Source organism: Ensifer sp. GW821-FHT05G01 (genome assembly GCF_059419585.1).
In genome coordinates, this window is record NZ_JBWKSC010000008.1 from 279,863 (window position 1) to 297,346 (window position 17,484).

The 17,484-nt window shown below is 60.6% G+C and carries 17 protein-coding genes; 5 read left to right on the forward strand and 12 right to left on the reverse strand.

The window, feature by feature from the left end:
• Positions 1-26: 26 nt before the first annotated feature.
• Positions 27-1,481, reverse strand: coding sequence for a TrkH family potassium uptake protein (locus AC07UR_RS20925; RefSeq protein WP_209792402.1), 1,455 nt, complete (start codon positions 1,479-1,481; stop codon positions 27-29).
• 152 nt (positions 1,482-1,633) lie between these two features.
• On the opposite strand from AC07UR_RS20925, the gene ilvA reads away from it, so the two are divergent.
• A complete protein-coding gene (gene ilvA / locus AC07UR_RS20930) occupies positions 1,634-2,884 on the forward strand; it encodes a threonine ammonia-lyase (RefSeq protein WP_209792403.1) in 1,251 nt (416 codons plus the stop codon).
• An 86-nt stretch (positions 2,885-2,970) separates the two neighbouring features.
• On the forward strand, positions 2,971-3,291 hold the full coding sequence (locus tag AC07UR_RS20935; protein ID WP_209792404.1) for an HlyU family transcriptional regulator: 321 nt from the start codon (positions 2,971-2,973) through the stop codon (positions 3,289-3,291).
• Between the two features lie 215 nt (positions 3,292-3,506).
• On the opposite strand, the gene AC07UR_RS20940 is transcribed toward AC07UR_RS20935, so the two are convergent.
• Positions 3,507-5,489 carry a bifunctional 2',3'-cyclic-nucleotide 2'-phosphodiesterase/3'-nucleotidase gene (locus AC07UR_RS20940; RefSeq protein ID WP_209792405.1) on the reverse strand — a complete coding sequence of 661 codons (1,983 nt, stop codon included), beginning with the start codon at positions 5,487-5,489 and terminating at the stop codon, positions 3,507-3,509.
• A 233-nt stretch (positions 5,490-5,722) separates the two neighbouring features.
• Here AC07UR_RS20940 and AC07UR_RS20945 point away from each other — a divergent pair, with 233 nt between their 5' ends.
• The gene (locus AC07UR_RS20945; RefSeq protein ID WP_209792406.1) at positions 5,723-6,970 is read left to right on the forward strand and encodes a GGDEF domain-containing protein; all 1,248 of its coding nucleotides are present in this window, start codon (positions 5,723-5,725) and stop codon (positions 6,968-6,970) included.
• A gap of 15 nt (positions 6,971-6,985) precedes the next feature.
• On the opposite strand, the gene AC07UR_RS20950 is transcribed toward AC07UR_RS20945, so the two are convergent.
• Positions 6,986-7,447 carry an Lrp/AsnC family transcriptional regulator gene (locus AC07UR_RS20950; protein WP_209792408.1) on the reverse strand — a complete coding sequence of 154 codons (462 nt, stop codon included), beginning with the start codon at positions 7,445-7,447 and terminating at the stop codon, positions 6,986-6,988.
• 155 nt (positions 7,448-7,602) lie between these two features.
• Here AC07UR_RS20950 and ald point away from each other — a divergent pair, with 155 nt between their 5' ends.
• Positions 7,603-8,721: an alanine dehydrogenase gene (gene ald / locus AC07UR_RS20955; protein WP_173421013.1), complete on the forward strand. Its 1,119-nt coding sequence runs from the start codon at positions 7,603-7,605 to the stop codon at positions 8,719-8,721.
• Positions 8,722-8,763: 42 nt separating this feature from the next.
• Here ald and AC07UR_RS20960 read toward each other — a convergent pair whose 3' ends face one another.
• The 5 genes from AC07UR_RS20960 to AC07UR_RS20980 all read right to left on the reverse strand — a co-directional run bounded on the left by AC07UR_RS20960 (position 8,764) and on the right by AC07UR_RS20980 (position 12,559).
• A complete protein-coding gene (locus AC07UR_RS20960) occupies positions 8,764-9,231 on the reverse strand; it encodes a DUF1203 domain-containing protein (protein ID WP_209792410.1) in 468 nt (155 codons plus the stop codon).
• A gap of 91 nt (positions 9,232-9,322) precedes the next feature.
• Positions 9,323-9,886 carry a GNAT family N-acetyltransferase gene (locus AC07UR_RS20965; protein ID WP_173419955.1) on the reverse strand — a complete coding sequence of 188 codons (564 nt, stop codon included), beginning with the start codon at positions 9,884-9,886 and terminating at the stop codon, positions 9,323-9,325.
• A gap of 4 nt (positions 9,887-9,890) precedes the next feature.
• Positions 9,891-10,745, reverse strand: a complete 855-nt coding sequence (gene sseA / locus AC07UR_RS20970; RefSeq protein WP_209792412.1) for a 3-mercaptopyruvate sulfurtransferase — start codon at positions 10,743-10,745, stop codon at positions 9,891-9,893.
• 15 nt (positions 10,746-10,760) lie between these two features.
• The gene (locus AC07UR_RS20975) at positions 10,761-11,510 is read right to left on the reverse strand and encodes an alanyl-tRNA editing protein (protein WP_209792414.1); all 750 of its coding nucleotides are present in this window, start codon (positions 11,508-11,510) and stop codon (positions 10,761-10,763) included.
• A gap of 8 nt (positions 11,511-11,518) precedes the next feature.
• A complete protein-coding gene (locus tag AC07UR_RS20980; protein ID WP_176354813.1) occupies positions 11,519-12,559 on the reverse strand; it encodes a cysteine synthase A in 1,041 nt (346 codons plus the stop codon).
• 324 nt (positions 12,560-12,883) lie between these two features.
• On the opposite strand from AC07UR_RS20980, the gene AC07UR_RS20985 reads away from it, so the two are divergent.
• The gene (locus AC07UR_RS20985) at positions 12,884-13,726 is read left to right on the forward strand and encodes an SDR family NAD(P)-dependent oxidoreductase (RefSeq protein WP_209792440.1); all 843 of its coding nucleotides are present in this window, start codon (positions 12,884-12,886) and stop codon (positions 13,724-13,726) included.
• Here the strand turns inward: AC07UR_RS20985 and AC07UR_RS20990 are convergent.
• From AC07UR_RS20990 to AC07UR_RS21005, 4 genes are all read right to left on the reverse strand, one after another.
• Entirely contained in the window at positions 13,714-14,040 is a 327-nt protein-coding gene (locus tag AC07UR_RS20990; protein ID WP_209792415.1) for an SMR family transporter, read from the reverse strand. The two genes, AC07UR_RS20985 and AC07UR_RS20990, sit on opposite strands and share 13 nt — an antisense overlap.
• Positions 14,027-14,398: an SMR family transporter gene (locus AC07UR_RS20995; protein WP_209792416.1), complete on the reverse strand. Its 372-nt coding sequence runs from the start codon at positions 14,396-14,398 to the stop codon at positions 14,027-14,029. The genes AC07UR_RS20990 and AC07UR_RS20995 overlap by 14 nt, the downstream gene beginning before the upstream one ends.
• 81 nt (positions 14,399-14,479) lie before the next feature.
• On the reverse strand, positions 14,480-15,733 hold the full coding sequence (locus tag AC07UR_RS21000; protein ID WP_209792417.1) for an SAM-dependent methyltransferase: 1,254 nt from the start codon (positions 15,731-15,733) through the stop codon (positions 14,480-14,482).
• 105 nt (positions 15,734-15,838) lie between these two features.
• Positions 15,839-17,287, reverse strand: coding sequence for a cryptochrome/photolyase family protein (locus tag AC07UR_RS21005; RefSeq protein WP_209792418.1), 1,449 nt, complete (start codon positions 17,285-17,287; stop codon positions 15,839-15,841).
• Positions 17,288-17,484: the final 197 nt, after the last annotated feature.

The window sequence follows — 17,484 nt, forward strand, 5'->3', positions numbered from 1 at the left end:
AGACGATAGGGCCGGCGCGGCGATGGTCAATGTTTCCAGAAGATCGGCGTCAGAATAACGAGCACTGTCAGCACTTCCAGACGACCAAGCAGCATCATGAGCGAAAGAAGGTAAAGCTCGGGATCCTGGAGCGTCGAAAAATTGCCGGCCGGGCCGATCAGGCTGCCAAGGCCAGGGCCGACATTGGAAAGGCAGGTGATTACCGCCGAGGTCGCAGTGATGAAATCGTAGCCGAGCGCACCCATGCCGAGACTGCCCAGCACCCACAGCAGGATATAGGTGGTGAAGAACAGGAAGATAGCGCGCTGCGTGTCGGCATCGACAGTGTTGTTGCCATAGCGCACTGCATAGATCGCATTGGGATAGATGAGCTTGTTGAGGCCGGAGCGAATGGCGTTGAAAAGCACGACGAAGCGATAGGCCTTGATTCCGCCTGCGGTCGATCCCGAGCAGCCGCCCATGAAGGTGGCGATGAAGGCCACCATCACGACGAACGGTCCCCACAGACTATAGTCCTCGCTTGCAAAGCCGCTGGTCGACAGGATCGAGGTGATGTTGAAGAAGGAATGGGCAAGCGCCAGGTGAAATTCGACGCCATTGGTGAGGCGATGGTAGATCGCCACTGCGATCGAGAAAGCCGAGAGGTATCCGAGAAAGACGATGATCTGCGGATCGCGCAGTGCGTCGAGGCGGCCACGCACGACGAGCACGATCAGGATCGAGAAAGGCAGGCTGCAGAGCGCCATGAAGAACGTCGCGGTCCACAGGAGCGGGATGCTGCCGAAATAGGCGAAGGACGCGTCATGGGTGGAAAACCCGCCCGTCGCTACTGTCGACATCGCGTGATTGATGGCATCGAACCGGTTCATGCCCGCCATGTTGTAAGCGACCGTGCAGAGCACGGTGATCGAGACATAGATCAGGAGGAAGGCGCGGCTGAAGCTTGCAAGCCGCGCGAACGGTTTGTCGCTGGTATCGGAGGATTCCATCTTGAAGAACGACATGCCACCCACCCGGAGATAGGGGATGATGAACAGGCCAAGCACGACGATGCCGATGCCGCCGAGCCAACACAGCAGCGAGCGCCAGACGAGCAACCCGGGCGGCGCATCGTCGAGCCCGACGATGACGGTCGATCCGGTGGTGGTGATGGCGGAGACGGACTCGAACAGAGCCTGCGCGAAGTCGAGCTTCAGCGAAGACAGCCACAGCGGGATGGCGCCGACGACCGAAAACACCGCCCAGAGAAGATTGACCAGCACGAACCCGAACTTCTTCGAGAATGGCGGCGGTCCCATCCGCGTTGCCATGAACGTCGCTGCCGACAGGCCGCCTACCATGAAGGCGGAGACGGCAAAGATCTGCCAGTCCGGATGGCCAAAATAGAGATCGACCATCGCGGGCACGAGCATCGCCAGCGAAAGGTACAGGCCGAGTATCGCCGCGATATGCACGGCGTGCCGGATCAGGGTTGCGTTCAAGCGTTCGAATTCCTGGAATGAAACATCGTGATCTGGCGAGGCGCGAGGCGGCAACATTGTCCACCGCCGGGCGATTCGTGTCAAAGCGATGGCCTCAGGCGCTGCAATGTGCAATAGCGGCTGCCATCGGCAAACTCAATGGATGACCTCACGTGACGAAGCAGGATGTTGACAACGCGACCGCGGCGATGCGCGATATTTTCCCGGCCACGCCGCTGCAATTGAACGAACATCTGAGCGGCCGCTATGGCGCCAATATCTACCTTAAACGCGAGGACCTTTCGCCGGTTCGTTCCTACAAGATCAGGGGCGCTTTCAATTTCTTCCGCAAGGTTCTTGGCGCCGGTGCCGCAGGCAAGACCTTCGTTTGTGCCTCGGCCGGCAACCACGCCCAGGGCTTTGCCTTCGTCTGCAGGCACTTCGGTGTTCCCGGTGTCGTGTTCATGCCGGTGACCACGCCGCAGCAGAAGATCGACAAGACCCGCATGTTCGGCGGCGAGTTCATCACGATCCGTCTCGTCGGCGACATTTTCGACCAATGCTACAAGGCAGCCCGCGACCATGTCGAAACGATCGACGGCGTCATGGTGCCGCCGTTCGACCACCTCGACATCATCGAGGGACAGGCAACCGTTGCCGCTGAAATTGCTGAACAACTGCCCGAAGGCGTCAGGCCGGATCTTGTCGTGCTTCCCGTGGGCGGCGGCGGTCTGTCGGCCGGTGTCACCGGCTATCTGAAGGATGAGGTCGCCGCCGACCATTTCGTCTTCTGCGAACCGTCCGGTGCACCGAGCCTCAGGCAGAGTCTTGAAACCGGCAGTCTCGTCACGCTTGAACAGGTCGATAACTTTGTCGATGGCGCGGCGGTCGGGCGGATCGGCGATCTGAATTTCGCAGCGTTGCGGCGCTTCTCAGCCGACCAGGTCATGCTTCTGCCGGAAAACGCAATCTGCATGACGATCATCGACATGTTGAATGTCGAAGGCGTCGTGCTCGAGCCCGCAGGCGCGCTGTCGATCACGGCGCTGGAGGCAATCGGGCGCGACAAGCTTGAAGGCAAGACGGTGGTAGCGGTCGTGTCCGGTGGAAATTTCGACTTCGAGCGGCTGCCCGACGTCAAGGAGCGGGCTATGCGGCACGCAGGCCTCAAGAAGTATTTCATCCTGCGCATGGCGCAGCGTCCGGGCGCCTTGCGCGACTTCCTCAACCTGCTCGGCGACGAGGACGATATCTCTCGCTTCGAGTATCTGAAGAAGTCGGCCCGCAACTTCGGTTCGATCCTCATCGGCATCGAGACCAGGCATGCGGAGAATTTCCCGATCCTGAAGTCGCGGTTCGACGCCGCCGGCCTGCGTTATCAGGACATCACCGAGAACGAGATCCTGTCCAACCTGATCATCTGACAGTTGCCGAGCTGGAAGGCAAAGCCGGAGTGCCAACTCGACACTTTGGCTTTGACAGCTTTCGCCGTCGCGTCTAAGTCTTGCTCATGGCATCATTTTTCTCAAAACTGTTCGGCCGCTCCGGCTCTACCGAAAACGAAGCTCAAGGCGCGTCGGGAAAATCCGAAGCCTATGCGGAGTGCACGATCCGTGCGACGCCGATGCGCGAAGGCTCGCAGTTCCGCCTGGCAGGCAGCATCGAGAAGACTGTCGGCGAAGACGGCGTGCGCGTACGCAGCTTCATCCGCGCTGACCTGTTCACCTCCGAGCAGGATGCGATTGACGCGACGTTCCGCAAGGGGCGCCAGATCATCGACCAGACCGGACCGTCGCTTTTCGCCGACGACGCCTCTTCGCGACAGGTCTGATTCCAAGCTGTCGCACGTTGGCCTTGCTTCCTGAGAATTGAAGACAATACAGTCTGTTGTCGCTGATAGATCATGTTGATCGTCAGCGTGGCGGGCTCATTGGCGCCGGATGGCCGTTCGCCGCTCCGGCTCGCCTGTTGACGCGTTCCGCCAACAGCGAAACGCCCATTTCGCGCTGGTGAGAATGTGCCCCCGTCTTGCGGGGGCACGATGGATCAGAGCTTGATGCGGAAACGGGCAAACCCGTCGGCGGCTTCGCCGGCATCCTCGATCGTCACGCCCTTGACCTCCGACAGGAACTGCCGTGCCTTCGGACCACTGTCGAAGGTGACGCTGGTATTGGCGAGCGGGACGAAGGTCCAGTTGGCATCTGCCGCCGGATTGATGGTTCCCTGGTCTATGATGTAGCGCACCACGACGTCGCGGTTGGTGTCCGGGGCCACGAAGATCACCTTGTCGGTTGCGATGTCGGGGAAATGGCCGCCGCCACCCGCACGGTAGTTGTTTGTCGCAACGACAAATTTCTGGGCTGGGTCAATTGGTTGCCCGTTGAAGCTCAGGTTCTTGATGCGATTTGCTGACGGGTTGATCGCATTGCCGTCCTTGTCGAATTTCGGCGGCTCGGAAAGGTCGATCTGATAGGTGACGCCGTCGATGACATCGAAGTTATAGGATGGGAAGTCGCCGTTGATCAGGGCGACATCGGAGGCCCCGGCCTTGACCTGGTTGAAGATGCCTGCGGACATTTCCAGCCAGTTGCGCACCTGCTCGCCGGTGATGACGACGGCCTGGACCGTGTTGGGATAAAGATAGAGGTCGGCCACGTTCTTGATGGCAATGTCGCCCGCCGGAACGTCGGTGTAGTAGTCGGCACCGCCGCGGCCACCGGCCTTGAACGGCGCTGCCGCCGAAAGCACGGGCAGGTCCTTATGCTCCGTGTCCTTCAGCATGTCCTTGATGTACCAGGTCTGCGCCTGACTGACGACCTGGACCGACGGGTCGTCAGCGACCAGGGCGAAGTAGGAATAGAGCGGCACTGAACTTTTGCCGACGGGGGTGCGGACATAGGCAAGTGTTGCCTCATGCTCCTTTTGCGCCGCCGCCAGAACTTCAGGCTTGTCGGCGACCTCGGCGATCACTTTCTTGTCTTCGCGCCGATAGATCGGGCGCGCTTCACTGGTGGAACTGACGACGCGCCAGGCGCCGCCTTCGCGCTCGATGAGCAGATCGATCAGCCCGAGATGCGAGCCCCAGAATCCGCCCATGACGCCGGGCTTGCCCGAGATCAATCCCTTGGCATTGTCGACGCCGGCAATCTTGTCGAACTTCGGACCGGGGAAGTCGAGATGGCTATGGCCGGTCACGATCGCGTCGATGCCCGCGACCGCAGCGAGCGGTACGGAGGCGTTTTCGAGATTCTCGGCGTAGTCCTGCTGGCCGATGCCGGAGTGGGAAAGCGCGATGACGATATCGGCACCTTCCTCGCGCATCTGCGGAACCCAGGCTTGTGCTGCCTTGACGATATCGCGGGCATTGGCCTTGCCCTCGAGGTGCTTGGCATCCCAGCTCATGATCTGCGGCGGCACGAAACCGATGAGCCCGACCCGGATCGCATGTTCAGTGCCTGCGCCGTCCTTCACCTTGCGGTCGAGAATGACATAGGGTTTGAGGAACAGTTCATCCTGGCGGGCATCGGCTGCGAGTGCGCCCTTCGTCAGGTTGGCGCACACGAGCGGGAAGTTGGCGCCGTTCAGCACCTTGAACATGAAGTCGAGGCCATAATTGAATTCGTGGTTGCCGAGCGTGCCGCAGTCATAGCCGAGCACGTTCATCGCCGCGATCACGGGATGGATGTCGCCATCCTTCATGCCACGCTGATAGGCAATGTAGTCGCCCATCGGATTTCCCTGCAGGAAGTCACCGTTATCGACGAGGATGGAGTTGGTTGCTTCGGCCCGGATGGCGTCGACGATGGAAGCCGTGCGTGCAAGCCCCAGCGTGTCGTTCGGCTTATCGCCGTAGTAGTCGTAGGGGAAAACGTGAACGTGGAGGTCCGTCGTTTCCATGATGCGCAGGTGCGCCTGGTTGGCGGCTGCGCGCGCCGAGAAGGGATGAAGCATCACGAGGGCCGAGGAGGCCACGACGCCCGACAGAAGCGAGCGGCGCGAGAGGTGGAGCGGAGATGTCGTCGATTGCATGCTTGCCCTCCATTGATAGGATGTCATTGCAGTTCGGTTGATTGCAATCCGCGGTTTCGTCATTTGAAGGCGAACCACGGTGGGTTGGTCGCGACTATGCCGCAAAGGCAACACTTCGCAAAGCAGTTGATTCTCGCATGCCAATTCCGTGCCGCCGGCCGCCAAGGTAAAGTTTTCTTTAAGCTTTCCGCCTAACGGTTCGCGTGGCGAAACCGGAAATTTTCCTCACGAGCATGCCCAACGCCAATCTCATTCTTTTCGTCGGCGAAGCACTGGTCTACGTCACGGCGATGATCTGGCTGTTGCAGCTTCGTGCCCGGCTGGGTCTCGGAGTCTTCGTCGCTGCACTGGGTGTGATGCATTTCATCGAGACCTATCTGGCAGCGGTGTTTTACGTGCAGTTGCCCTTCGGGATTGTCTCGCCGGGATCAGTCGTGCTTTTCTCCGGAAAGCTCATGATCATCCTGCTGCTGTATGTGAAGGAGGATGCGGCGACCGTCCGCCAGCCGATCTACGGCCTGCTTGCCGGCAACTTCCTCACGGTTGCGCTCAGCCTTCTGCTACGCCAGCACGAAACGGTTTCGATCGTCTCCGGCCGCTCGGCCGACATCGGCTTCATCGACGAAATGGGCGTGCTGATGGTGTGGGGGACGCTGATCCTGTACCTCGACACCCTGCTGATTATCCTGCTCTACGAGCGTCTCGGCAAATGGTTGCGCCGCTTCGTAACCGTCCGTTTCCTGATCTGCGGCCTTGTGATCCTCAGTTTCGATCAACTGGCGTTCTTTGCTGCCCTGCACTGGCTGAACGATGCGCCCACCGAAGTGCTTTGGGGCGGATGGATCGCCAAGATGCTGGCCGCCACTTTCTACGCCATCGTGATCGGCGTGTACCTCAATGTGTCGCGCCATCCTTTCCTGGCAATGTCGGACCGGCCGCTCGGCGACATCTTCAACGATCTGACCTTCCGCGAGCGCTACGAAGACCTGCTCTCCCGGTCTGGCCAGGACACACTGACGGGATGTCTCGATCGCAGCCGTTTCGATATCGAAGGACCGCAAATGCTGCGCGCCGCTGTGGCCTCAAAGGCTCCGGTCAGCCTGTTGATCATCGACGTCGATCACTTCAAAGGTGTCAACGACCGCTTCGGCCACCAGGAAGGCGACCGTATCCTGCAGAAACTTGTGGAGGTGATGAAGGCGAACCTGCGCGAGGGCGACCGGCTGTTTCGCTACGGCGGCGAGGAGTTCGTCGTCTTGTGTCCGGGACTGTCGCATGCCGACGCGCTGAGGCATGCCGAGACCATCCGGCTGGCCGTATCCGCCGGTGTGTTCACTCCCGACAATGAACCTGTGACTGCCAGCATTGGCTTGTCCTCAACCCCAGACGATGGCGCAGCTATCGCGCACCTTTTGTCCGAGGCCGATCTCCGGCTCTATGCGGCGAAGGGACGTGGCCGCGATTGTGTCGTCGGCCGCTAGCACAACCTTCGTCGGCTATATGCCGACATTCGGCCGGTCGATGACTTCCCGCAGGGAGAAGCTGGAATTGATCTTGACCACGTGGGGCAGGGCGGAGAGCCAGTCCCGATGGATGCGCTCGTAGTCCTGTAGATCCTTGGCCGCGACCCGGAGAATATAGTCGTATTCGCCCGACATCAGGTAACAGACGAGCACATTGGGACAGAGTTTTACCGCCGCCTCGAATTCGGTCAACGTCTTGGCAAATTGTCCTGATAGCGAAATGTGCACGATGACCATGATCTGGTAGTCGAGCGCCTTGTGAGCGAGGCGGGCATGATAGCCGCTGATGGTGCCGGATTTTTCCAGGATATCGACCCGGCGCGAGCATGCCGATGGCGACAACCCGACCTTTGCGGCGAGATCGGCGTTCGAAATCCGGCCGTTCTGCTGAAGAATGCGCAGAATCGCATGATCGATGGTATCAAGTTCACTCATTCGCGTTTTCCATCACTATCCCACGAGCAAACGCAATCTTCTTCGAAATTGATGCCTTCGCGGAGGCATCTTTGCAAGGACATTCGTTCCGCTGCGTGTTTTGCTGAGTGGGCGTCAATGAGGCGAAATTGCCCACAACAGGAGAGGAACGCTCGATGCGTGTCGGTTGCCCGAAGGAAATCAAAAACCATGAATACCGAGTCGGCCTGACCCCCGGGTCGGTACGTGAATATGTCGCTCACGGCCACGAGGTTATCGTTGAAACCAAGGCAGGTGCGGGGATCGGCGCGGATGACGATACCTACCGCGCCGCTGGCGCGAAGATCGTCGCGACGGCAAAGGACGTGTTCGAAAAATCGGACATGATTGTCAAGGTCAAGGAGCCGCAGCCATCCGAATGGGCGCAGCTGCGCGACGGCCAAATTCTTTACACCTATCTGCACCTCGCTCCTGATCCGGAACAGACCAAGGGTCTGATCAATTCCGGCGTCACCGCGATCGCCTATGAAACCGTCACGGACGAGCGCGGTGGTTTGCCGCTTCTGGCGCCGATGTCGGAAGTCGCCGGGCGCCTCGCCATTCAGGCCGGTGCAACATCGCTACAAAAAGCCAATGGCGGCCGCGGCATTCTGCTGGGCGGCGTGCCCGGCGTGCTTCCTGCCAAGGTCGCGATCATCGGCGGCGGCGTCGTTGGCCTGCACGCAGCCAGAATGGCGGCAGGGCTTGGTGCCGATGTCAGCATTCTCGATCGCTCCATCCCGCGCCTGCGGCAGCTCGACGATATCTTTGGCGGCCGCGTTCATACGCGCTTTTCCACGATCGATGCACTTGAGGATGAAGTGTTTTCTGCCGATCTGGTCATCGGTGCCGTCCTCATTCCGGGCGCTGCCGCACCGAAACTCGTGACGCGTGAAATGCTCACCGGCATGAAGAAGGGCGCGGTCATCGTCGATGTCGCGATCGACCAGGGCGGCTGCTTCGAGACATCGCACGCAACTACCCATTCCGATCCGACTTACGAGGTCGAAGGGATCGTGCACTACTGCGTGGCCAACATGCCCGGCGCTGTCCCGGTCACATCGGCGCATGCGCTCAACAATGCAACGCTGTATTACGGCCTGCAATTGGCAGATCGCGGCCTGAAGGCCATTGCAGAAGATCGCCACCTGCGTGCGGGCCTCAACATCCACCGCGGGCGGGTGACCAACGCGCCCGTTGCCGAGGCGCTCGGCTACGACGCCTACGCGCCGGAAGCGGTGCTCAACGTCGCCTGATAGCCTTCACGGCGTCGGTCCGGCTTCGGTCGGACCGACGCTTCAGGCGCTTTCGATCCTGCACTGATAACAATTGTTCCTCGCCGATCGCACGTGTACGCTCGCGACCTCAGGCATGGCGAGCAGCGCGTGGGCGCGGGATTCGAGCTGCTCAGTAGGAACCACTCCGCCAGTGCCATAGATGATACGCTCGTTGCTGCCATAGCCGCGCAGCAGATAGTCCTTGCTCGTTGTCAGGATAGGCGGTTGTGCCCGGTCGTGATAGGCGGGGCATGCGTCGGCGTGCATGAAAACCGGACCGGTCTCCGCGTAGGGTTGCAACGACGTGAAAGGCCGCAGCGCAAAGATCAGATAGGCGTCGCCCGCCTCCACGTTGCGAAGGCAATGCCGACAAGGAACACCATCGCCATCGGATATCTGCCGTTCCGGCAGGTTGCCATAGGCATCCGTTCCGCCTTGTCTCAGGCTTTCGGCCTGATCGGTTGGCATTGAAATATAGCGCAGGGACATGGTGCATCTCCAGATCGATTGGGATCATTCGATGCACAGAGTGCTCCGACCGAGGCGGCGGCGACACCCGAAACTTGCGGTTGGATGGACTTCAAAGGTTCTTGGCGAAAGCCAGCAACTCTTCATCCGTCAGTGGCTCAATGGTCGCTTCGCGGGTCGCGACAGGCGAGAAGCCGAATTGCTGATAGAGCTGGAGCGCGCGCGGGTGATCGAGATTGTTCGTCGTCACCGTCACTTTGCTCGGATTCAAGGTCCAGGCGGCAAACAGCGTCTGCAGCAGAAACCATTTGCCGAGGCCAAGACCAAGTGCGTGCTCCATCAGCCCGAAATGGGTAAGCTCGACGACGTCGTCCTCGGCCTGGTGAAGCTCGAAGAAGCCGGCAGGCGCGCCGTTGACATAGAGCACGGTGACACTCGTGCGTTTGTCGGCAAGCAGTGCCGCCAGCTTGTCGTCGCTCATGCGGATGCGGTCGGCCCAGTGCCAGCGTTTGCCGACGCGCAGGTAGAGGAACCGATAGTAATTGAGCGGGATGTCCGACACGCGAAGGATCGCCGTCTGGATGTTGACCGGCATCGGCAAGCTCTGCTTGGGCGGTGCGGACATCTCCAGTTCGGTGACATGGGCGGTCAATGAAGCGAGCTTGGGAGGGCGCATGATATCACTCGCTGCCGGTCACTACTGTTGTATCCGCACGTCCGCCCCATTCGGACCAGGAGCCGTCGTAGAGGGTGTTGTCGGTATGACCAAGGGATTGTAACGCCAGCGTGATGATCGCCGCGGTGACACCCGAACCGCAGGTCGTCACCACGGGCCTGGAAAGATCGACGCCCGCCTCGGCAAATGTCTTGCGCAGTGTGTCGAGATCCTTGAACTTGCCGTTCTCGGAGAACGTGGTGGACGGCAGGCTGCGGGCGCCCGGCATGTGCCCCGAGCGCATTCCCGCGCGCGGCTCGGCCTCGACGCCAAGGAAGCGTCCGGCGCCTCTCGCATCGGCAATCTGGATCGTGCCGGACTTGACGATGTCCTGCATGCGTTCGAATGAGGTGACTGCCGAAGGGGTGAAGGTGACGTTGAACGTGACGGGCCTAGGCGAGGGAACGTCTGTCGTGACCGGGCGCCCGTCCTTCTTCCAGCCGTCCATGCCACCATCGAGCACGTAGACGTCCTTTGCACCCATGATGCGCAGCATCCACCACACGCGCGGCGCGGTCATGATGCCGGGGCCGTCATAGACGACGACCGTATCGGTCTCGCTGACACCAAGGGCACCGACCGCCTTGGCGAAGGCTTCCGGCGTCGGCAGCGTGTGGGGCAGGCCGCTTGTATGATCGGCGATCGCATCCTGGTCGAAGAATACGGCACCGGGGATATGGCCCGCGTCGTATTCCGCTTTCGGGTTTCTGTTCTGCGCCGGCAGATACCAGGCGGCATCAAGGATGCGGACGGAGGGGGCCTCGAGGCGCTGTTGCAGCCAGTCCGGAGAAACGACGAAGGCGCTTTTGGTGTTGGTCATGGTCGTATCTCCTGTTCAGATTGCCTGGCGGTCGTCTGGTGTGCCGAAGCGGATGCGAAAGCGGCGGTTTTCCTTGCCCTTCTTCTCGATCTTGGCGATGTGGATTGTGCCAACTTCCTGGGTTTCGGACACATGCGTTCCGCCGCAGGGCTGGCTGTCGACCGCCGAATTTTCGCCGATGCAGACAAGACTGACGCGGCCGAGGCCGATGGGTGGGCGCACGTTCTTCGATTTGACGATACCGGGGTTGGAAGCAAGCTCCTCGTCGGTGATCCACTGCAGATAGACCGGATGGTTCTCGTCGATGAGCTTCTTCAGCGCCGCCGTCACCTCGTCCTTGTCGATTGTTTCGCTCATGTCGAAATCGACGCGGCTCTCATCTTCGCCGACCGCAGCGCCGGTGATCGGGAAGGGGCAGACGACGGAAAGCAGATGGCAGGCCGTGTGCATGCGCATCAGCCGGTAACGGCGTGGCCAGTCGATATGCAGGACGAGCTTTTCGCCGACAACAGGCGCCGGCTGCCCTTCCGCCGGCATGTGGATGATGACGTCCTTGGTGGCGCCATGGCGGGCGACCGCAATGTCGATGCGGCTGCCGTCGCTGCGCTCCAGAAAGCCGCTATCGCCCGGCTGCCCGCCCGATGTGGCGTAAAAGCAGGTCTGATCAAGCTCGATCCCGCCATCCTCCAGAATTCCGGTGACACTTGCTTCGCAAGTCGAGAGATAGAAATCTTCGCGGAAGAGGGCAGTCACGGTCTTGGTCATCGCAAATCTTATCCGACTGATTCGTATGGAACGGTGATGCTTGAAGATCCCTTCAACCAGGCCGGGACAGGCAGGCCCTTCGAGGCCAGGAAGTCCGGGTTGAAGAGTTTCGATTGATAGCGGTTACCATAGTCGCAAAGGATCGTCACGATCGTATGTCCCGGACCGAGCTCCTTGGCGAGCCGGACGGCACCCGCAATGTTGATGCCGGTCGATCCCCCGACGCAGATGCCCTCGCGTTCAATGAGGTCGAATACGAGAGGCACGGCTTCGGAATCGGGGATCTGATAGGAGAAATCGGGCGTAAAGCCTTCAAGATTGGCGGTAATGCGGCCCTGGCCGATACCTTCGGTGATGGAGCTTCCGCTCGCCTTCAACTCGCCATGTGCGTAGTAATTGTAGAGCGCGGCACCATCCGGATCGGCAAGGCCGATCTTGATGGCGGGGTTTTTCGCCCGCAGCCCCTGCGCCACGCCGGCAAGCGTGCCGCCGGAACCGACCGCGCAGATGAAACCGTCGACCTTACCGTCCGTATCCCGCCAGATTTCGGGTGCAGTCGTCGCTATGTGCGCGTCACGGTTGGCGACATTGTCGAACTGGTTGGCCCAGATCGCGCCGTTCGGCTCGGTCTTGGCGAGCTCGGCGGCGAGGCGCCCGGAGATCTTCACGTAATTGTTCGGATTCTTGTAGGGCACTGCCGGCACTTCGACGAGTTCGGCACCAAGAAGGCGCAAGGCATCCTTCTTCTCCTGGCTCTGAGTTTCCGGAATGACGATGACGGTCCGGTAGCCGAGCGCCTGGGCGACGAGCGCCAGGCCGATGCCGGTATTGCCAGCTGTGCCTTCGACGATGACGCCGCCCGGCTTCAATTGCCCTGCCTTCTCCGCCTCACGGATGATCCAGAGTGCAGCGCGATCCTTCACCGACTGTCCCGGGTTGAGAAACTCCGCCTTGCCGAGGATGGTGCAGCCGGTCGCGTCGGAAACGGTCTTCAGCCGGATCAGGGGCGTATTGCCGATTGCTTCAAGAACGGACGGAAGAATGGCCATTTGCAGAACCTCGTGCTTGAGAACGGCCGCCGAAGCGGGCCGCGTTACCGAAGAAAAACGCCGAGTGGCCGGCGAACATTGAGAACGACGCCGGATCGCCGAAATATTGGCGTGTTTTCGGCTCAGCCTGCTTCCCAGGCAAGAAATAGCGTTTCACCGCTGCCCTGTCCCGAACAAAAAACGTCTTCAAGGGGAAAGCTTAGGGTTGAGGCAGCTCTGGGTGCGCGCCGGATATCGGAGGGGGTTGGTCTGGGCCGGGGTGTCAGGTTTCTCGGCCCCTTGAGTTGAGCGTGCACCGGGTGGGTGCGTGCCGAGGTTTGGGCAATGAGTATGCACAAGATGAATTCCGAGCATGGGTTGGCCTGGGTAACGGGCGCGAGTTCGGGAATAGGCCGGGCGCTGGCTCTGCGCCTGGTTCGCGGCGGCTATTCGGTGGTCGTCACATCAAGAAATCACGCCAAATTGGTTGCCTTGCAACAGGAGGCTGCTCCTGACGGTCGCATCATCGTTCTCGACGGCGATGTCACCGACCCGCAGGACATGGAGCGTGTGCTCGCATCGATCGAATACGACCACGGCGATCTGTCGCTGGCTGTATTTACTGCGGATGTGACGCTGCCCGTGCGAGGCGACGACCTGCATCGCGAGGCATTCGAGCGTAGCTTCGCGGTCAACGTCAACGGTGTCGTCAACTGTCTGTTGCCGGCCGTGGCCCACATGAAGGCGAGGGGGCATGGCCAAATCGCCATCATGTCGGGAGCGGCCGGTTACGGCGGCCTGCCGGGCAACGCAGCCTATGGTGCGACGAAGGCGGCTCTCATCAACATGGCGGAGAGCCTGAAGTTGGACCTGGACCGGATCGGTATTCGCCTGCAAGTCATCAGCCTGGGGCTTGTCGAGGCGAGCGGATCGCCTCGTCCTGGGCTTGCAGCCTCCGACGTGGCCAGCGCTGACGAGGCCGCCGAGCATATCGTTGCAGGCTTGAAGTCGACACATTTCGAAATCAACGTGTCGAAACGCGCGAACGCCGTGGCAAGACTGTCACGATGGCTGCCCTACAGTGCATACTTCGCGCTGGTCGACCGGTTGACTCGGCAAGGTTCGGCGCCGGCGATGGCGACAACGAAACACGCCAGTGCCGAGAATCAGCCGCATCAGGCCGTGTGAAGCACCAGCACTGCGCCGAAGATGAGCGCGAGGCCGACCCAGCCGATCGGCTTGAGCTTCTGGCCGAAAAGCAGGCGACCGCAAATGGCTGTGCCGAAAATCCCGGTTGCGCCGAGAACGGCATAGGCAATGGCCAGTTCCATGCCCTTAACGGCTTCTGCAAGGAAGGCAAAGGCGGCAAGCACGAGAATGATGGAAAGTGCTCCCCAGCCTCGGCGCGCAAAGCCATCGGATTTAGTCGAGGCCAGATTGGCGGCGATGTCGAGAATGCCCGCGATGACGGCAAAGATGAAGTAGATGCTAGGCGCGCTCATCGACGGCTCCTTCGGTGGCCGGTACTTCCTCTTCTCGGTGTTCGCCGGCGTTGACGAGCAGGATGCCGGCGACCGCCATCGAAAGGCCCAGCATTTCCCGGCCGGTCAGAACGTGGCCGAATACGAACACCGAAACGAGCGTGATGATCGCGACACCTGATCCCTCCCAGATGGCATAGGCGACACCGACGGAGATGGTCTTCACGGCCTTCGCCAGGAAGACGTAGGAAAGCGCGATGGAGACGTACATCACCACGTGGCCGACGTAGGAGCCACTGGCCGATGCGGCCTTCATCGCCGTCAGGCCCGCCACTTCGGTTGCGATGGCGAGCGCCAGGAAAAACCATGCAAGACGCATGAGGAACCTTCAAGAAGAGATCTGGATCGGTTGCCTCATAGGCGTTGTCGCGCGAACGGTAAAGCCTGCAGGTGGACCGGTTTACTCGAAGACGATCTGCCGGACATCGATGTTTCGCGCGCGGAAGCCCGCTTCGCAGTAGTAGAAGTAGAATTCCCACAGCCGCTTGAAGCGCAGATCGAAGCCCAGCGGCTCGATCTTGCCCCAGACAGACCAGAAGCGTTGCCGCCATTCACTGAGCGTGCGGGCATAGTCGCTACCGAACCCGAAATCGTTGATCATGCGCAGGCCGACATTGCGCCCGAGGTCGACCAGATGGTCGCGTGTCGGCAGCATCCCCCCTGGGAACACGTATTTCTGAATGAAGTCCGGATTGGATCGGTATTCCTCATAGGCTTCGGGCTTGATCGTGATGATCTGAAGTCCCGCTTTGCCGCCAGGTTTCAGGCACCGCTTCAGTTGAGAAAAATAGGTCGACCAGAATTTTTCCCCGACTGCCTCGAACATCTCGATCGACACGATCCGGTCGTATCGTCCGGTTTCCTCCCGATAGTCCTGGAACTTCAGCTCGACCCGATCGGCAATTCCGGCCTTGTGCATGCGCTCGCGGGCAAAGGCGAGCTGTTCGCGGCTGATGGTCAGGCCGGTGACCTTGCAGCCGATCTCGGTTGCGGCAAATTCTGCAAAACCGCCCCAGCCGCACCCGATCTCGAGCACGTGGTCGCCCGGGCGCAGATTGGTGGCTTCGGCCAAGGCTCGGTATTTGGCGACCTGAGCGGCCTGCAGATCGTTTGCGCCACCGGCGTAAAGCGCCGACGAATAGGTCATGCTCGGGTCGAGCCATTCACGGTAGAAGGCGTTGCCGAGGTCGTAATGGGCGGAGATGTTGCGCTCGGCACCCGTCTTGGTGTTGGCATTGCGCCAATGGAGGAACTTTTCGACCAGCCGCATCAGGCCGCGCGCGCGATTCGGGAAGCGGTTGCCGATATCGGCATTCACAAGGAATAGCTCGAGAAAGGCGCCGACATCTGGGCTGTCCCAGTCACCGTCGATATAGCTTTCCGCAGCGCCGATCGTGCCGCCGGTAATGGCCCGGTGCGGGAGGTTCCAATTGTGCAGGGTCACAGTGGCGCATGGCCCCGCCACCTTTCCCTTGACCACCAGTCGGCGGCCATTGGGCAGAGCGAGTGCCAGTGCGCCCGCCTCAAGGTGAACGAGGCCGCGAAGGACCATCTGGGCCTTGAGCGGAAAGTCCTTCAGCACCCGTGAGAGATTGTCATTCGAAAGCAGCTCGGCGTTGTCGAAATCGGCAAAGCAGGCTTCAGTATCATGCATAAACCACCCTCCGGCAATCGTTGCATCCGTAACGTGAGCCTAGCGACAATCCTGTCAGAGGCCAACCACGGATTTGTACCGGTGGTGGTGCAGTTGTAGCGATTTTTAACTGGCGTTTCTGATTTCCTGAAACGCGGCCAGCGCGCGGTCGCGCGCAAAGGCATGATCGATGACAGGGGCAGGGTAGGTCACCCCCAGCGTAATGCCGGCAGCAGCAAGTGCGGGTTGGGGCGCCGAGAACGGGCGATGAATGTAGCGTGCGTCGAGATCGGCCAGTTCGGGAACGAAGCGCTTCACATAGTCCCCGTTCGGATCGAATTTCTCCCCCTGAAGCACGGGATTGAAGATACGGAAGAATGGCGAAGCGTCGGCGCCGGAGCCGGCCACCCACTGCCAGCTGGCGGCGTTCGAAGCTGGGTCAGCATCCACCAGCGTGTCCCGAAACCACGCCTCTCCGCGGCGCCAGTCGATCAGCAGGTCCTTGATCAGGAAGGAGGCGGCGATCATCCTGACGCGATTGTGCATATAGCCGTGGCGCCAGAGTTGCCGCATGCCGGCGTCGACGATCGGGTAGCCTGTGTGGCCCATTGTCCAGCGCTCGAAGTGGTCGTCGTTGTCGAGCCAGCGAAAACCGTCAAAGCGACGATCGAGATTCCGACGCCCCAGGTCGGGATTGTGAAACAGGAGATTGTAGGAAAATTCGCGCCACGCGAGTTCCTTGCGGAATGTGACGATATCGTCGACCGGAGTCTCCGTCAGGCCGCGCGTGGCGTGCCAGATCTGCGTCGGCGAGATCTCGCCGAAGGCAAGGTGCGGCGAGAGCAGGGATGTGCCCGCATCGGCCGGGACATCTCTGGCGGTCTTGTAGCCGTCGAGCGTGTCTTCGATGAATGTCTGCAAGCGGTCCGCCGCCCCGACCTCACCCGGTGTCCAGATTTCGGTGAAGCGCGATGCCCAGTTCGGTTGCGTCGGCAGCAGGTTCCACCGATCAGGGTCTTCGGACGCAGGCCAGCGCTCAGGCGCGACAAGTCTTTCGGGCGGATCGATCGGTGCCGGCGGCTCGCCGCTTGCTTCGAGCGCGCGCCAGAATGGCGTAAACACGCGATAGGGGCCACCGGTCTTGTTGAACAGGCGGGTTGGTTCGTGAAGCAACTGGCCGGCAAAGCTGTTGACGGTAAAGCCGCGATCCACGAGCGCCTTCTTCAACGGCGCATCCGTCGCCGTTCCGTTCGGATCATAGCGCCGATTCCAGAAGATGGTGGCGCTGCCGGCTTCTCGCGAAACATCGGCGATGACATCGAGCGGATCGCCGGAGCGAAAAACAAGATCCGATCCGATCTGTTGCAGCGATTCCCGAAACGCCGACAGTGAGTACTGCAGCCACCATCGCTGCGCATCGCCGAGCGGCCCGTTGCCGCTGTCGGCCGGCTCACGAATGTAGAGAGGAATCACCGCTGCGCCATCGGCCGCAGCGGCTGCAAGCGCATGGTGGTCGCCAAGCCTGAGGTCTTTGCGAAACCAGACTAGAATGGGCGACGACGATTTCACGCGCATGACATCCCGGGGTGAGGGTAAGGTGGTTTACTCGCCACCATAGCCGCAAAATGAAAAAGAGCCACTCCGGCGCCTGTGGTCCGAAAAGTAGCCAAAATGTAACCAAAGAAGCGAGGTGGGAGGGCGAACGGCAAAGGGCGGTGCACCCATATGTCTGGAGAAGCCTCTGATATCCCTAAATGAAAAGGGCCGTTCCT

Coding starts and splice junctions, on each gene's coding strand:
- AC07UR_RS20935 (WP_209792404.1), top strand. CDS start 2,971: ATGGCATCATTTTTCTCAAAACTGTTCGGCCGCTCCGGCTCTACCGAA.
- AC07UR_RS20940 (WP_209792405.1), bottom strand. CDS start 5,489: ATGCAATCGACGACATCTCCGCTCCACCTCTCGCGCCGCTCGCTTCTG.
- AC07UR_RS20945 (WP_209792406.1), top strand. CDS start 5,723: ATGCCCAACGCCAATCTCATTCTTTTCGTCGGCGAAGCACTGGTCTAC.
- AC07UR_RS20950 (WP_209792408.1), bottom strand. CDS start 7,447: ATGAGTGAACTTGATACCATCGATCATGCGATTCTGCGCATTCTTCAG.
- ald (WP_173421013.1), top strand. CDS start 7,603: ATGCGTGTCGGTTGCCCGAAGGAAATCAAAAACCATGAATACCGAGTC.
- AC07UR_RS20960 (WP_209792410.1), bottom strand. CDS start 9,231: ATGTCCCTGCGCTATATTTCAATGCCAACCGATCAGGCCGAAAGCCTG.
- AC07UR_RS20965 (WP_173419955.1), bottom strand. CDS start 9,886: ATGCGCCCTCCCAAGCTCGCTTCATTGACCGCCCATGTCACCGAACTG.
- sseA (WP_209792412.1), bottom strand. CDS start 10,745: ATGACCAACACCAAAAGCGCCTTCGTCGTTTCTCCGGACTGGCTGCAA.
- AC07UR_RS20975 (WP_209792414.1), bottom strand. CDS start 11,510: ATGACCAAGACCGTGACTGCCCTCTTCCGCGAAGATTTCTATCTCTCG.
- AC07UR_RS20980 (WP_176354813.1), bottom strand. CDS start 12,559: ATGGCCATTCTTCCGTCCGTTCTTGAAGCAATCGGCAATACGCCCCTG.
- AC07UR_RS20985 (WP_209792440.1), top strand. CDS start 12,884: ATGAGTATGCACAAGATGAATTCCGAGCATGGGTTGGCCTGGGTAACG.
- AC07UR_RS20990 (WP_209792415.1), bottom strand. CDS start 14,040: ATGAGCGCGCCTAGCATCTACTTCATCTTTGCCGTCATCGCGGGCATT.
- AC07UR_RS20995 (WP_209792416.1), bottom strand. CDS start 14,398: ATGCGTCTTGCATGGTTTTTCCTGGCGCTCGCCATCGCAACCGAAGTG.
- AC07UR_RS21000 (WP_209792417.1), bottom strand. CDS start 15,733: ATGCATGATACTGAAGCCTGCTTTGCCGATTTCGACAACGCCGAGCTG.
- AC07UR_RS21005 (WP_209792418.1), bottom strand. CDS start 17,287: ATGCGCGTGAAATCGTCGTCGCCCATTCTAGTCTGGTTTCGCAAAGAC.